This window comes from Streptomyces coeruleorubidus, assembly GCF_008705135.1.
Taxonomy (GTDB): Bacteria; Actinomycetota; Actinomycetes; order Streptomycetales; family Streptomycetaceae; genus Streptomyces; species Streptomyces coeruleofuscus.
The window spans coordinates 3,521,515-3,535,028 of the sequence record NZ_CP023694.1 but is presented as its reverse complement, the minus strand read 5'-3'; the positions used below and the strand labels follow the sequence as shown (position 1 = coordinate 3,535,028).

Genomic DNA, 13,514 nt, shown 5'->3' with positions numbered 1-13,514 from the left:
TCCTGTGCGGTGCGTAAATCTACTCGCACGTAGAGGTGTTTGTGCCCTTGTGAAGGGCATATACGGAACACCGCACAACTGCACATGCACGAAGGGAGCCCGCCGTGGACAAAGACGTCTCCGCGGGAAGCGGAATGACCACCGTGGCCGGTCGACTCGCCCTGGGAATCACCCTGTTGGCCTTCGGGCTGGGGCATACCGCCGTGATCGACGGGGTGTCGGCTGCTGACGCCGTGTCAATCGCCCGGTACGTGGGCGGCATCGCCCTCTTCGCCGCCGGGCTGATGGCCCTGCGGGGCGGGGACTCCGCCGGCGGGACGGCGTTCTCGGTGCTCGGGGCGCTGTGGTTCACGTGGGCCGTGTCGGCGGGTATTTCCGGCAACGAGGCAGGGTTCTTCCTGCTGTTGTTCGCCCTCGTGGTGCTGTCTCTGACGCTTGCGGGTGGGGAGCAGCTCGGTCAGGTGGTCCACGGGCTGTTCTTCGTCGCCCTGTTGCTCATGGCGATCGCCGAGTTCGCCGGAAACGACGGGTTCGCCAAGGTGGGCGGGTGGTTCGCCGTGGCCGCCGGGGCGGTGGCGTGGTACGCGGCCACCGCGGCGCTCGCGCACTGGCCCACGGCGCTTCCGCGACGCGCTGCCGGCCGGGGAGTGACGGCCACCGGTTAGCTGCGCCGGCTGGGGAGTTGGGCGGCTTCCCGGCGATGAAAACGGACCCCCCCGTGCTTGGCGGCAGCGCGTGGGGGTCCGTGTTCTTCGAGTGGCCTGTGCGGGTGTGTGGGGGTTGTTCGCGCCCACGCGGCGGAGCCGCAAATCGATACAGCCCCGCGCCCCTGAAAAGAGGGCCTCTACTCAACCGTTACTGACTTGGCCAGGTTCCTCGGCTTGTCGATGTCCCTGCCCAGGGCCAGGGCCGTGTGGTAGGCGAGGAGTTGGAGGGGGATGCCCATCAGGATGGGGTCGAGTTCGTCCTCGTTCTTCGGGACGAGGATGGTTTCGTCGGCCTTCTCCTGGTGCTGGTGGGCCACCGCGAGGATCTTGCCGCTGCGGGCCTTGATCTCCTCCAGGGCGGCGCGGTTCTTCTCCAGGAGGTCGTCGTCGGGGACGATCGCGACCGTGGGGAGCGCGGGCTCGATCAGGGCCAGGGGGCCGTGCTTGAGCTCGGAGGCGGGGTAGGCCTCGGCGTGGATGTAGGAGACCTCCTTGAGCTTCAGGGAGGCCTCGCGGGCCACCGGGTAGCCCCGCACGCGGCCGATGAAGAGCATCGAGCGGGCCTCGGCGAACTGGAGGGCCAGCTTCTTGACGTCCTCCTCGTGCTCCATGATCTCGGCGATCTGGGCGGGCAGCTTGCGCAGGCCCTCGATGATCCGCTTGCCGTCGCGGACCGACAGGTCGCGGGTGCGCCCCAGGTGGAGGGCGAGGAGCGCGAAGGCGACCGTGGTGTTGGTGAAGCACTTGGTGGAGACCACGCAGACCTCCGGGCCCGCGTGGACGTAGATGCCGCCGTCGGCCTCGCGGGCGATCGCGGAGCCGACCACGTTCACCACGCCCAGGACCCGTGCGCCCTTGCGCTTCAGCTCCTGCACGGCGGCCAGGACGTCGTAGGTCTCGCCGGACTGGGAGACCGCGACGTAGAGGGTGTCGGGGTCGACCACCGCGTTGCGGTAGCGGAACTCCGAGGCCGGCTCGGCGTCGGCGGGGATGCGGGCCAGCTCCTCGATCATCTGGGCGCCGATCATGCCCGCGTGGTACGAGGTGCCGCAGCCGAGGATCTTCACACGGCGGATCCGGCGGGCCTCGCGGGCGTCGAGGTTGAGGCCGCCCAGGTGCACGGTGGAGAAGCGGTCGTCGATGCGGCCGCGCAGCACGCGGTCCACGGCGTCGGCCTGCTCGTGGATCTCCTTGTGCATGTAGGTGTCGTGGCCGCCCATGTCGTACGAGGCGGCCTCCCACTCGACGGTGGTGGGCTCGGCGGTGGTGCGGGTGCCCTCCGTCGTGTACGTGCGGAAGTCGTCGGCCTTCAGGGTGGCCATCTCGCCGTCGTCCAGCGTGACTATCTGGCGGGTGTGGGCGACCAGCGCGGCGATGTCCGAGGCGACGAACATCTCCTTCTCGCCGATGCCGAGGACGACCGGGGAGCCGTTGCGGGCGACGACGATCCGGTCGGGGAAGTCGGCGTGCAGCACGGCGATGCCGTAGGTGCCCTCGATGAGCCGGAGGGTCTCGCGGACCTTGTCCTCCAGCTTGGTGGCCTGCGAGCGGGCGATGAGGTGGGTGAGGACCTCGGTGTCGGTCTCGGAGAGGAACTCGACGCCGTCCGCCTCCAGCTTGCGGCGCAGGTCGGAGGCGTTGTCGATGATGCCGTTGTGGACGACGGCGACCTTGCCCTCGGCGTCCAGGTGCGGGTGGGCGTTGACGTCGGAGGGGGCGCCGTGGGTGGCCCAGCGGGTGTGGGCGATGCCGGTCGTGCCCTTGAAGCGGGCCGGGACCTTGGCCTCCAGATCGCGGACGCGGCCCTTGGCCTTGACCATCTTCAGGCCGGAGGCCTTCGGGGACGTGATGACGACGCCCGCGGAGTCGTACCCGCGGTACTCCAGGCGCTGGAGGCCTTCCAGCAGGAGGGGAGCGACGTCACGCTTCCCGATGTAGCCGACGATTCCGCACATATATACGCATTCCTAGCCGTAGACGATGCGCCGCAGCTGCCGGAGCGAGAGCTCCGGCGGTGCCACCGCGCGGTATTTGAGATCCGCCTCGATCCGCTCGAAGATCGCCGCGTTCACCAGGCCCTGGGCCTGGAGCTCGCGGTGGCGGCGACGGACGTACTCCTCGGTCGTCTCGTCGAAATAGGCGAGCACGTCCTGGATCACACGCAGCGCCTCGCCCCGGCTGAGGGGCGTGGACCGCGTCAGATGATCAACGAGTTCGTCGTGCACCCGGTAGATCCTGGAGCACCGGCGGCGCTTTCGCAAGAATTCTGCCCGGTTTCGGGCACATCGCCATGGGGTTTCTTTGGGAGAAGGTTGAACCCGTCATGAGCGCTTGTTCGTGGCGCGTCCACCGGGTGGCCTGTATCCCGTTGCCCGAGGCGTCGATTTTTGGACGCCATGGACATTCCTCGTATGGGCGTACCCGAGCGGCTCGCCGAGCACATGAGTATGGCCGAGCAGCACGAGTACCTGCGCGCCAGGTTCTCCCGGCGCTCGATGATCAGAGGCGGCGCCGTCACGCTCGGTGCCGTCGTGGGTGGCGCCTTCGTGCCGGGCGCCACCGCCCAGGCGGCCGTTCCGACCGCCCGCACCGCTTCCGCGACCGAGACCGTCGACGGCGCCTTCGTCGCCCCCTTCGGCCGCCACCTCGCCTACGGCACCGACCCGCGCACGGAGATGACCGTCTCCTGGCAGGTCCCGGTCGCCGTCAAGAAGCCGTTCATCCGGATCGGCGCCCACCCCACGGACCTCTCCCGGAAGATCGACGCCGAGGTCCGCACCCTCTTCACGCCCGCCGGTGTCGGCGCGAGCGGCAACCACACCCAGTACTACGTCCACGCCCGGCTGACCCATCTGCGCCCGGGCCGGACGTACTACTACGGCGTCGGCCACCAGGGCTTCGACCCGGCCGAACCGCACCTGCTGGGCACCCTCGGTACCTTCACCACCGCCCCCGCGCACAAGGCGCCCTTCACCTTCACGGCCTTCGGTGACGAGGGCGTCAGCTACCACGCGCTCGCCAACAACAGCCTGCTCCTCGGCCAGAACCCGGCCTTCCACCTGCACGCCGGCGACATCGCCTACGGCGACCCGGCCGGCCAGGGCAGGACCGACGACACCGGCTTCGACTCGCGCGTGTGGGACCAGTTCCTCGCCCAGACCGAGTCCGTCGCCAAGTCCGTCCCGTGGATGCCCGCCTACGGCAACCACGACATGGAGGCCTGGTACGCGCCCAACGGCTACGGCGGCGAGGAGGCCCGCTGGACCCTCCCGGACAACGGCCCCGACCGGAAGAACCTCCCGGGCGTCTACTCCTTCGCCTACGGCAACACGGCCGTCATCTCGCTCGACGCCAACGACATCTCCTTCGAGATCCCGGCCAACCTGGGCATCTCCGGCGGCACCCAGACCAAGTGGCTGGAGGCTCAGCTCAAGAAGTACCGGGCCGCGCGCGACATCGACTTCATCGTCGTGTTCTTCCACCACTGCGCCTACTGCACCTCCACCTCGCACGCCTCCGAGGGCGGGGTCCGGCAGGAGTGGGTGCCGCTGTTCGAGAAGTACACCGTGGACCTGGTCGTCAACGGCCACAACCACCAGTACGAGCGCACCGACGTCATCAAGGACGGCGAGGTCACCAGGAAGCTCCCGATCGGTGGCACGGCCTACCCCGAGACCGACGGCGTGGTGTACGTGACGGCCGGTGCGGCGGGCCGCAGCCTCTACGCGTTCAGCGCCCCGCTGTCGTACGAGGGCAACGAGCACGACGTGGACTCCGTGCCCTCGTTCGTCAACGTCAAGGGCGGCAAGCAGAACGAGACCGTCACCTGGTCGCGGGTGCGTTACCTCGACTACTCCTTCCTGCGCGTGGACGTCACCCCCGCGCCGAGGGGACGCCTGGCCACGCTCACCGTGCGCGGCATCGCCGAGACCGGGGAGCAGGTGGACCACTTCACGGTGGCGCGCCGGGCGAAGTAGCGCCCCAAGCTGCTACATCCGCTTGAGGATCGCCTGCTTGGCCAGCGCGAACTCGTCGTCCGTCAGCACGCCTGTGCGGTGCAGCTCACCGAGCTCGCGCAGGCGGCGCAGCAGGGCGTCGTGATCGTCCTCGGCGGACGTGACCGGAGGAGAAGGCAGTTCCGGTCGCGCGTCCGGCTCGTCGCCGGCGGCGGCCCGGGCCGGGTGCGGAAGCCTGGCCTGGACCGCCGCCGCGACCAGCGCCATCAGCGGGTCCTTCTTGAAGCCCCACAGTTCCACCGCGTTGGGGTCGTACTTGGGCGGGGCCTTGGTCGGCGCGTTCCTTACGGTGAAGCGGAGGTAGCCGTTCTCCAGGCCGGCCGCCGGCTGCCACTCCACGCCCGTGATGTCGGTGAGCGAGAGCGTGCGGGCACCGGCGGCGGCCTTGGCGTCCTCCGTCTTCCAGTTCCACTCCAGGCGTATGCGCTCACCGTCGAAGCCGGCGGTGCCGTCTCCGGCGGAGACCGACAGGGGGACGGAGGGGCCCGGCAGCAGGTACGCGTCCACCGGTTCGCCCGGCACCTGGTCCAGGAGCAGCGCGTTGCGGACCTCGTCCGTGAAGTACTCGGCGACGCCGTAGCGGTCGGACTCCACGATCAGCTGGTAGGGGTCGTGGGGCTCGGTGAGCCGGCCGCCCGTGGCGTGCAGCAGCGGGTCGGCGCCGTCGCGCAGGCGGAGCCTGAGCCGCCCCGCCTTCTTGCCCTGCTCGAAGGAGATCCCCGCCAACGCCCCCAGCGGGACGACCAGTTCACCCAGCTCCCTGCGCAGCAGACTGACGTTCTTGTCCCGCCCGGGGGTCAGCCGCAGGGCGTCGCCGTCGAAGGCCCATGTGCCGTCCTTCTGGATGATTTCCGCCATGGGGTGGATTGTTCCACCAGTCTCACGAGAGAGTGGTCCAGACCTCTTGGAGCTCAACGGCTCATGGAAGGGACACGCTTGTGAGAGATGGCCGTGTGAGACCGCACCACAGAACGCTTCGCCTCCTCGGTTCCCTGCTGCTGCTCGCGATGGGCGTCTCCATGACGGGCGCCGCCCCCGCACAGGCGGCATCGCCCACCCCGCTCGACCGCGTGATACCCGCGCCCGCTTCCGTCGCCCCGGGCGGCTCCCCGTACCGCATCACCCGCGGCACGCACATCCACGTCGACGGCTCGCGGGCGGCGCGGCGCGTCGCCGAGTACCTCGCGGCCGTGCTGCGGCCCTCCACCGGCTACCGCCTCCCCATCACCGACCGCGGCGCCGGGGGCATCCGACTGCGCCTCGCCAAGGGCCCCTTCGGCGCCGAGGGCTACCGCCTCGACAGTGGCCGCAAGGGCGTCACCCTCACCGCGGCCGGGCCCGCCGGCCTCTTCCACGGCGTGCAGACCCTGCGCCAGCTCCTCCCCGCGGCCGTCGAGAAGGACACCGTCCAGCCCGGCCCCTGGCTGGTCGCCGGCGGCACCATCACGGACAGCCCGCGCTACGGCTGGCGCGGCGCCATGCTCGACGTCTCCCGGCACTTCTTCACCGTCGACCAGGTCAAGCGCTACATCGACCAGCTCGCCCTCTACAAGATCAACAAGCTGCATCTGCACCTCAGCGACGACCAGGGCTGGCGCATCGCCGTCGACTCCTGGCCGCGCCTGGCGACCTACGGCGGCTCCACCGAGGTCGGCGGCGGTCCCGGCGGCTACTACACGAAGGCCCAGTACAAGGAGATCGTGCGGTACGCCGGCTCCCGCTACCTGGAAGTCGTCCCGGAGATAGACATGCCGGGCCACACCAACGCGGCCCTCGCCTCCTACGCCGAACTGAACTGCGACGGCGTGGCACCCCCGCTGTACACCGGCACCGACGTCGGCTTCAGCTCGCTCTGCGTCGGCAAGGAGATCACGTACGACTTCGTGGACGACGTGATCCGTGAACTGGCCGCGCTCACGCCCGGCAAGTACCTCCACATCGGGGGCGACGAGGCGCACTCCACCAGCCACGAGGACTACGTCGAGTTCATGGACCGGGTGCAGCCGGTCGTCGCGAAGTACGGCAAGACGGTGGTCGGCTGGCACCAGCTCACCGGGGCGACTCCGGCGAAGGGGGCTCTCGCCCAGTACTGGGGGCTGGACAGCACCAGCGCCGAGGAGAAGGCGCAGGTGGTGAAGGCCGCGCAGAGCGGGACGGGGCTGATCCTGTCTCCGGCCGACCGGGTGTATCTCGACATGAAGTACACGAAGGACACGCCGCTGGGGCTGTCCTGGGCGGGGTATGTCGAGGTGCGGCGGTCCTACGACTGGGATCCGGGGGCGTATCTGGCCGGGGTGCCGGCCGGGGCTGTGCGGGGGGTGGAGGCGCCGATGTGGTCGGAGACCCTCGAGGACTCCGAGCACATCGAGTACATGGCGTTTCCGCGGTTGCCGGGGGTTGCCGAGTTGGGGTGGTCGTCGGCGGCTTCTCACGACTGGGAGCGGTACAAGGTGCGGCTTGCTGCGCAGGCTGAGCGGTGGGACGTCCTGGGCATCGGCTATTACAGGTCGCCGCAGGTGCCGTGGGGTTCTGACGGGCCGTGATTCGTCTGCGGGTGCGTGGGGGCTTGTCGCGCAGTTCCCCGCGCCCCTGAAAAGAAACGACGGGCACCCCGGAGGACCGTACTCCGGGGTGCTCGTCTGTCTGTGGGTCAGAACTCCGCGATCGGGTTCTTGAGGGTGCCGACCAGTTGGAGGGCGCCGGACGGGTCCGACAGGTCCACCATCTGTTCGTTGTTGCGCAGTTGGAGGCGGTTGAGGCAGGACAGCGCGAACTCGGGGGCGAACATGTCGTACTGCTTGAACTTGTCCGCCAGTCCGGGCATCGACTCCTGGTACTCGCGGGTGACCTCCGCGACCGTGCGCCAGAAGTCGTCCTCCTCCAGGATGCCCTCGGAGGCGAGGTTCGCCGCGAGGAAGCGGAAGAAGCAGTCGAAGACGTCCGTGAAAACCGACAGGAGTTTCTTGTCTTCCGGGACCTCCACGCGCAGCCGCTCCACCGTCGGCGGCAGCACCGCGTCCGGGTCCATGACGGCGATCTCCTCGGCGATGTCCTTGTAGATCGCCCGCTGCACGACGCCGTCCTTCAGCACGAGGATGACGTTCTCGCCGTGCGGCATGAAGACCAGGTCGTAGGCGTAGAAGCTGTGCAGGAGGGGCGTGAAGTACGCGCGGAGGTAGTGGCGCAGCCACTCCTTCGGGGTGAGGCCCGATTGCTCGATCAGCGCGCCCGCGACGGACGCTCCCTGGTGGTCGACATGGACCAGCGAGGCCATGGTGGCCAGGGACTCGCCGTCCTTCAGGGACGGCACCGGGCTCTCCCGCCACAGCGCGGCGAGCATCTTGCGGTACGGCGAGTAGCGGTCCGTCGCCTGCTCGTACTCCAGGTGCCGGTAGCCGACGGCGGCGCGCTCCCGGATGATCGACAGGCCGGTCGACTTCAGGACCTCGTCGTTGTCGATGAGCTGGGCCAGCCAGTCGTTGATCGCGGGGGTGGCCTCCATGTACGCGGCCGACAGCCCGCGCATGAAGCCCATGTTGATGACGGACAGGGCCGTCTTCACATAGTGCTTCTCGGGGCTGGACCGGTTGAAGAACGTCCGGATGGACTGCTGGGCCAGGTACTCGTCGTCGCCCTCGCCCAGGCAGACCAGGTACCCCCGGGCGACCTCGGCGGCGAAGGTGACGGTGAGTTTGTTCCACCACTGCCAGGGGTGGACGGGGATGAGGAGGTAGTCGGCCGGGTCCAGGTCCTGGTCGCGCAGGACGCCGTGGAAGCGCTCGACGGTCTCCTCGCCCAGCTCCTCGCGCAGGAACGACTCGTACTCGATGCCGACACCGGCCGTGAAGGCGGCCCGCGAGCGGTGGGCGGCCAGCCACACCAGGCGGACCGGGCTCGCCGTCTCCGGCGCGTACGACAGGTACTCGTGGATGCCGAAGCCGAGCCGGCCGTTGTTGGCCACGAAGCAGGGGTGGCCCTCGGTCATGCCGGTCTCGATGGCCTGGAAGTCGCCGCGTGCCAGCTCGGCGGCCGTCGTCTTCGGCTTGGTGAGCTTGTAGCAGGTGCCCGAGAGGGTGGAGGAGATCTCCTCCAGGTAGACGGGCAGGATGTCGTCGCTCAGGCCCAGGGACTTCTGCAACTCGATGAAGAAGTCCAGGGCGGCGAGCGGGAGTTCGGCGCCGTCACGGTGGCGGGCGATCGAGTCGGCGTCGACCTGCCAGTGGTCGAGGGCGCGGACCGTGGCCGTGAAGGTGTACCGGGTCTGGCCGTCGTCGCTGCGGACGACGTAACCGTCCCCGTCCTGCTCGGGGGTGATCAGGCGCTCGTGCGCGAACTCGGCGAGTGCCTTGCGGATCAGGAGGCGGTTGGCCCGCGCCCAGCGGTGGGGGGACAGATGCGCTACGGCGTCGGACAGGGTCATACGGCTACTCCTCGGGCGGCCACGAACTGATCGCGCGTGCAGAAGCTCAGCAGCGCGCGCTTCTCCGGCTTGTCGATCTCACGGACGGGCACGAAGCCGACGGCCTCGTTCAGCGCGTGCACGGCCTTGTTGCTCACGTCGGGCTCCACCACGACCCGCCGGGTGCGCGGGTCGGCGAACAGCTCGTCCATCACGGCGGTGATGACGGCCCGGGTGAAGCCGTGGATCGGCCGGTCGGTCGGCGCGACGAGGAAGTGCATGCCGACGTCGCCGGGCTCGGGGTCGTACAGCCCGGTCAGCTCGACGTACCGGGGGTCGTACTTCTCCATCAGGAACGCCGGCCGGCCCTCGTGCAGGCCGAGGTAGGCGTGGTGGTGCTCGTGCGCGGCGATGCGCATGTACTCGCGCTCGACGTCCGGGAGATTCGCGTCCTGCATCATCCAGTAGGCCGCCTTGGGGTGGGTGACCCAGGAGTGCAGCAGCTCGGCGTCCTTCAGGGGGTCGAGCGGGCGGATGGTGAACGTGCCGATGCCGGTGGTGCTCATACGGAGAACTCCTGGAACGCGATCGTCTTCTCCACCGGGTAGTACTCGGTGCCGAGCAGCTCGCGGATGATGTACGCGTTCCGGTACGGGCCCATGCCCAGGTCGGGGCTGGTGATGCTGTGGGTGTGGACGCCGGCGTTCTGGAGGAAGATGCCCCGGCCGGTGACGTCGACGGCGTAGTTGCGGGCGACGTCGAAGTTGCCCCGGGAGTCGTAGACCAGGCGGTCCCGCACGGGCTTGAGGAACTCCGGCTCGGCGTACCGGTAGCCGGTGGCCAGGACCAGGCCCTCGGAGGTCAGCTCGAAGTCCTTCTGCTGCTCCTCCTGGCGGAAGCCGAGCGTGTACGTGCCGTTCTCGTACGCCGCGCTGGTCAGCGAGGAGTTGGTGAGCAGGCGCGTGGGCACGGGACCGCCGAGGTTCTTCTGGTAGAGCAGGTCGAAGATCTCGTTGATCAGGTCGCCGTCGATGCCCTTGAACAGGCCCTTTTGCTCGGCCGTGAGGCGGTAGCGGGTGGCCTCGGGCAGCTCGCGGAAGTAGTCGACGTACTCCGGCGACGTCATCTCCAGCGTGAGCTTGGTGTACTCCAGCGGGAAGAAGCGCGGGGAGCGGGTGACCCAGTTCAGCCGGTAGCCGTGGACGTCGATCTCGCTGAGCAGGTCGTAGTAGATCTCGGCGGCCGACTGGCCCGAGCCGACGAGAGTGATCGAGTCCTTCTTCTGGAGCTCCGCCTTGTGGCTCAGGTAGCGGGAGTTGTGGATGAAGTCGCCGCCCAGGTTCTCGCAGGCCTCGGGGATGTGGGGCGGGGTGCCCGTGCCGAGGACGAGGTGCCGGGCGCGGAAGACGTCTCCGGCCTCCGTGTGCACGAGGTAGACGTCGTCCTCGTACCGGACTTCCGTCACCGTCGTGTTGAAGCGGATGCTGCGCAGCTGGTTCGCGGCCCAGCGGCAGTAGTCGTCGTACTCGACCCGCAGCGGGTAGAAGTTCTCGCGGATGTAGAACGAGTACAGTCTGCCCTTCTCCTTCAGGTAGTTCAGGAAGGAGTACGGGGAGGTCGGGTCGGCGAGGGTGACCAGGTCCGACATGAACGGCGTCTGGAGGTGGGCGCCGTCGAGGAACATGCCCGCGTGCCACTCGAAGTCGGGCTTCGACTCCAGGAAGACGCCGTCGAGTTCGTCGATGGGCTCGGTGAGGCAGGCCAGGCCGAGGTTGAAGGGGCCGAGCCCGATGCCCACGAAGTCGTGGGTCTTGGTCGGGTTTTCAGGACGCGCGGTCAAGGGACTCTCCCAGGTACTGCTCGGCGTGGCCGGCGATCAGATCGAGGACGGCGGCGATGTCGGACGCCTGCGTCTCGGGGTTGAGCAGGGTGAACTTCAGGTAGTGACGGGCGCCGACCTTGGTGCCCGCGATGATGGCGTCGCCGGAGGCGAACAGGGCCTTGCGGGCGTAGAGGTTGGCGCGGTCGATCTCGGCGGGGTCGGTGACGGCCGCAGGGATGTAGCGGAAGACGAGGGTGGAGAGGCTGGGCTCCACGACGACGTCGAAGCGCGGGTCGCCGGCGAGCAGTTTCCAGCCCTCCCGGGCCAGCTCGCACACCTCGTCGAAGAGCTGCCCGATGCCGTCGGCGCCCATGGTCCTCAGCGTCATCCACAGCTTGAGGGCGTCGAAGCGGCGGGTGGTCTGGAGGGACTTGTCCACCTGGTTGGGGATACGTTCCTCCACCATGCGGCGCGGGTTCAGGTACTCGGCGTGGTAGGTGGCGTGCCGGAGCGTGGCCGCGTCGCGGACCAGCACGGCGGACGAACTCACCGGCTGGAAGAAGGACTTGTGGTAGTCCACGGTGACGGAGTCGGCGCGCTCGATGCCGTTCAGCCGGTCCCGGTGCTTCAGGGAGGCGAGTAGCCCGCAGCCGTAGGCGGCGTCGACGTGCATCCAGGTGCCGAACTGCTCGCACAGCTCGGCGATCTCAGGCAGCGGGTCGATGGAGCCGAAGTCGGTGGTGCCGGCGGTGGCGACGACGGCCATGGGGACGAGGCCGTCCTGCTTGCAGCGCTCCAGCTCGCGGGCGAGGGCGACGGTCTGCATGCGCTTGTCGTGGTCGACGGGTATGGAGACCACGGCGTCCTGGCCGAGCCCGAGCAGCTTCGCGGACTTCTTCACGCTGAAGTGGCTGACCTCGGAGGCGAAGATCCGCAGTTTGGCCAGCGTGTCGGTCTTGGCCTCCTCGCGCGCGAGCAGCAGCGCCTGGAGGTTGGACTGGGTGCCGCCGGAGGTGAACACGCCGTCGGCGGCGGGGCCGAGGCCGATGCGCTCGTTCGTCCAGTCGATCAGTTTGCGCTCGATCAGCGTGCCGCCGGCCGACTGGTCCCAGGTGTCCAGGGAGGAGTTCACGGCGGACAGGACGGCCTCGCCGAGCACGGCAGGGATCACGACCGGGCAGTTGAGGTGGGCCAGGTAGCGGGGGTGGTGGAAGTAGACCGCGTCCCGGAGGTAGACGTCCTCCAGTTCGTCGAGCACCGCGGCGGTGTCGTGCAGCGGCTTGTCGAGGTCGATCGCGTCGATGGCGGGAGCGAGGGCGTCGACGGTGACGCCGGTGAACGGCCGTTCGGTGGTGGCGAGTTTGGCGGCCACCCGCTCGACTCCGTCGGTCACGGAGCGGCGGTACTGCTCCGCGGTGGTGTCGTTGAGCAGGTGCGAGCGCATGTGGGGGTCCTCCGGTGGGGACAGTCCGGTGCGGGACAGGGGCGGGCTGAACCGCGGGTTCAACTTAGGTAAGCCTAACCTAAGTTGATGTACGGGCAACCGGGCCCTGCCGTGACTGTGGTCACTCGGGTCGGGTGGGTGCGGGAAAAGGCCTGGGGAGGGGGTGGAGGGCTTGTGGGCTGCGGTGTTACCCCTCGGCCCGCAACTGCTCCTCGGTCACGCCGCGGCGCCAGTAGCCGACGAACGTCACCCGGCGGCGGTCGATGCCGCGTTCGCGCACGAAGTGCCGGCGCAGCTCCTTGACGCAGCCGGACTCGCCGGCGATCCAGACGTACGGCCGCTCGGCCGGAGGCAGTTGGGCCTCGCGGAGGGCGTCGAGGGCCGTGGAGGAGCCCTCGTGGCCCTTCTCCTCCCTCACGAGCCAGGTGATCTCAGCGTCCGCCTCGGTCGGCAGGTCCTGGATGTCCCCGGCGTGCGGCACCTCGAGCCAGACCCGGGCACGGGTGCCGGCCGGCAGCGACTCGACGATGGCCGAGGCGGCCGGTACGGCGGTCTCGTCGCCCCAGACGACCACGAGGTCGGTGTCCTCGGGCGGCCGGAAGCGGATCGCCCGGTTGTCGGCGACGGCCGGGCCGAGCAGCAGGACCCGGTCTCCGGCGGCGGCCCGGGCGGCCCAGCGGGAGGCGGGACCGGCCTGTACCGCGGCGCCCGGCTCGATGCCGTGCAGCGCGAAGTCGATGTCGATCTCGTCCGGGTCGCGGCGCAGTGCCCGCAGGGTGTACGACCGCATCACGGCCCGTACGTCGTCCGGCAGTTCACGCCAGCCCTGCCACCACCCGTCCCCGAGCTCCAGCGGAACGACCGGCTCGGGCTGCCCGGGGTGGGGCAGGAACAGCGACAGCGACTGGTCACGCCCGTCGGAGTGGAAGGCGTGCAGGTCGGGTCCACCGAAGGTGACACGGACCAGGGACGGACCGAGCCGCCTCGTCCGTACGACCTGGAGCGAGAAGAAACGGAACGGGGCGGCTACGGCGGTGGTCATGAGGGCTCCTGAGTCATTGTCACGGGGCTGGGGTGACGTACCTAGGGGCGCGGGGAACTGCGCGACCAGCCACACCCGACCCGC

Annotated in this window: 11 protein-coding genes; 3 read left to right on the top strand and 8 right to left on the bottom strand. The window is 69.2% G+C overall.

From position 1 onward, the window contains the following. Window positions 1–104 precede the first annotated feature (104 nt). Window positions 105–665 (top strand): GPR1/FUN34/YaaH family transporter, encoded by a 561-nt coding sequence (locus CP976_RS16225; protein WP_150481017.1) that lies wholly within the window; start codon window positions 105–107, stop codon window positions 663–665. Between the two features lie 179 nt (window positions 666–844). Here the strand turns inward: CP976_RS16225 and glmS are convergent, their stop codons facing one another. Both glmS and CP976_RS16215 read right to left on the bottom strand, forming a co-directional pair. Beyond that, on the bottom strand, window positions 845–2,662 hold the full coding sequence (gene glmS / locus CP976_RS16220) for a glutamine--fructose-6-phosphate transaminase (isomerizing) (protein WP_150481016.1): 1,818 nt from the start codon (window positions 2,660–2,662) through the stop codon (window positions 845–847). A 12-nt stretch (window positions 2,663–2,674) separates the two neighbouring features. After that, window positions 2,675–2,932, bottom strand: coding sequence for a hypothetical protein (locus CP976_RS16215; protein WP_031114246.1), 258 nt, complete (start codon window positions 2,930–2,932; stop codon window positions 2,675–2,677). Window positions 2,933–3,118: 186 nt separating this feature from the next. Between CP976_RS16215 and CP976_RS16210 the strand changes: the two genes are divergently transcribed. Further along, window positions 3,119–4,684: a purple acid phosphatase family protein gene (locus CP976_RS16210; RefSeq protein WP_190146813.1), complete on the top strand. Its 1,566-nt coding sequence runs from the start codon at window positions 3,119–3,121 to the stop codon at window positions 4,682–4,684. Window positions 4,685–4,696: 12 nt separating this feature from the next. Here the strand turns inward: CP976_RS16210 and CP976_RS16205 are convergent, their stop codons facing one another. Further along, window positions 4,697–5,581, bottom strand: a complete 885-nt coding sequence (locus CP976_RS16205) for a DUF4429 domain-containing protein (RefSeq protein WP_150481014.1) — start codon at window positions 5,579–5,581, stop codon at window positions 4,697–4,699. Between the two features lie 95 nt (window positions 5,582–5,676). Between CP976_RS16205 and CP976_RS16200 the strand changes: the two genes are divergently transcribed. Continuing rightward, window positions 5,677–7,266, top strand: coding sequence for a beta-N-acetylhexosaminidase (locus CP976_RS16200; RefSeq protein WP_280117467.1), 1,590 nt, complete (start codon window positions 5,677–5,679; stop codon window positions 7,264–7,266). Window positions 7,267–7,373: 107 nt separating this feature from the next. Here CP976_RS16200 and CP976_RS16195 read toward each other — a convergent pair whose 3' ends face one another. The 5 genes from CP976_RS16195 to CP976_RS16175 form a co-directional block, all read right to left on the bottom strand. Next, window positions 7,374–9,143 (bottom strand): IucA/IucC family protein, encoded by a 1,770-nt coding sequence (locus CP976_RS16195; protein ID WP_150481013.1) that lies wholly within the window; start codon window positions 9,141–9,143, stop codon window positions 7,374–7,376. Next, window positions 9,140–9,688 (bottom strand): GNAT family N-acetyltransferase, encoded by a 549-nt coding sequence (locus CP976_RS16190; protein ID WP_150481012.1) that lies wholly within the window; start codon window positions 9,686–9,688, stop codon window positions 9,140–9,142. The genes CP976_RS16195 and CP976_RS16190 overlap by 4 nt, the downstream gene beginning before the upstream one ends. Then, entirely contained in the window at window positions 9,685–10,962 is a 1,278-nt protein-coding gene (locus CP976_RS16185; protein WP_150481011.1) for a lysine N(6)-hydroxylase/L-ornithine N(5)-oxygenase family protein, read from the bottom strand. The genes CP976_RS16190 and CP976_RS16185 overlap by 4 nt, the downstream gene beginning before the upstream one ends. Beyond that, window positions 10,946–12,388: a lysine decarboxylase DesA gene (gene desA / locus CP976_RS16180; protein WP_150481010.1), complete on the bottom strand. Its 1,443-nt coding sequence runs from the start codon at window positions 12,386–12,388 to the stop codon at window positions 10,946–10,948. The genes CP976_RS16185 and desA overlap by 17 nt, the downstream gene beginning before the upstream one ends. A 187-nt stretch (window positions 12,389–12,575) precedes the next feature. Continuing rightward, entirely contained in the window at window positions 12,576–13,430 is an 855-nt protein-coding gene (locus CP976_RS16175; protein ID WP_150481009.1) for a siderophore-interacting protein, read from the bottom strand. Between the last annotated feature and the right edge of the window lie 84 nt (window positions 13,431–13,514).

Coding starts and splice junctions, on each gene's coding strand:
- glmS (WP_150481016.1), bottom strand. CDS start 2,662: ATGTGCGGAATCGTCGGCTACATCGGGAAGCGTGACGTCGCTCCCCTC.
- CP976_RS16210 (WP_190146813.1), top strand. CDS start 3,119: ATGGGCGTACCCGAGCGGCTCGCCGAGCACATGAGTATGGCCGAGCAG.
- CP976_RS16190 (WP_150481012.1), bottom strand. CDS start 9,688: ATGAGCACCACCGGCATCGGCACGTTCACCATCCGCCCGCTCGACCCC.
- CP976_RS16195 (WP_150481013.1), bottom strand. CDS start 9,143: ATGACCCTGTCCGACGCCGTAGCGCATCTGTCCCCCCACCGCTGGGCG.
- CP976_RS16175 (WP_150481009.1), bottom strand. CDS start 13,430: ATGACCACCGCCGTAGCCGCCCCGTTCCGTTTCTTCTCGCTCCAGGTC.
- CP976_RS16205 (WP_150481014.1), bottom strand. CDS start 5,581: ATGGCGGAAATCATCCAGAAGGACGGCACATGGGCCTTCGACGGCGAC.
- desA (WP_150481010.1), bottom strand. CDS start 12,388: ATGCGCTCGCACCTGCTCAACGACACCACCGCGGAGCAGTACCGCCGC.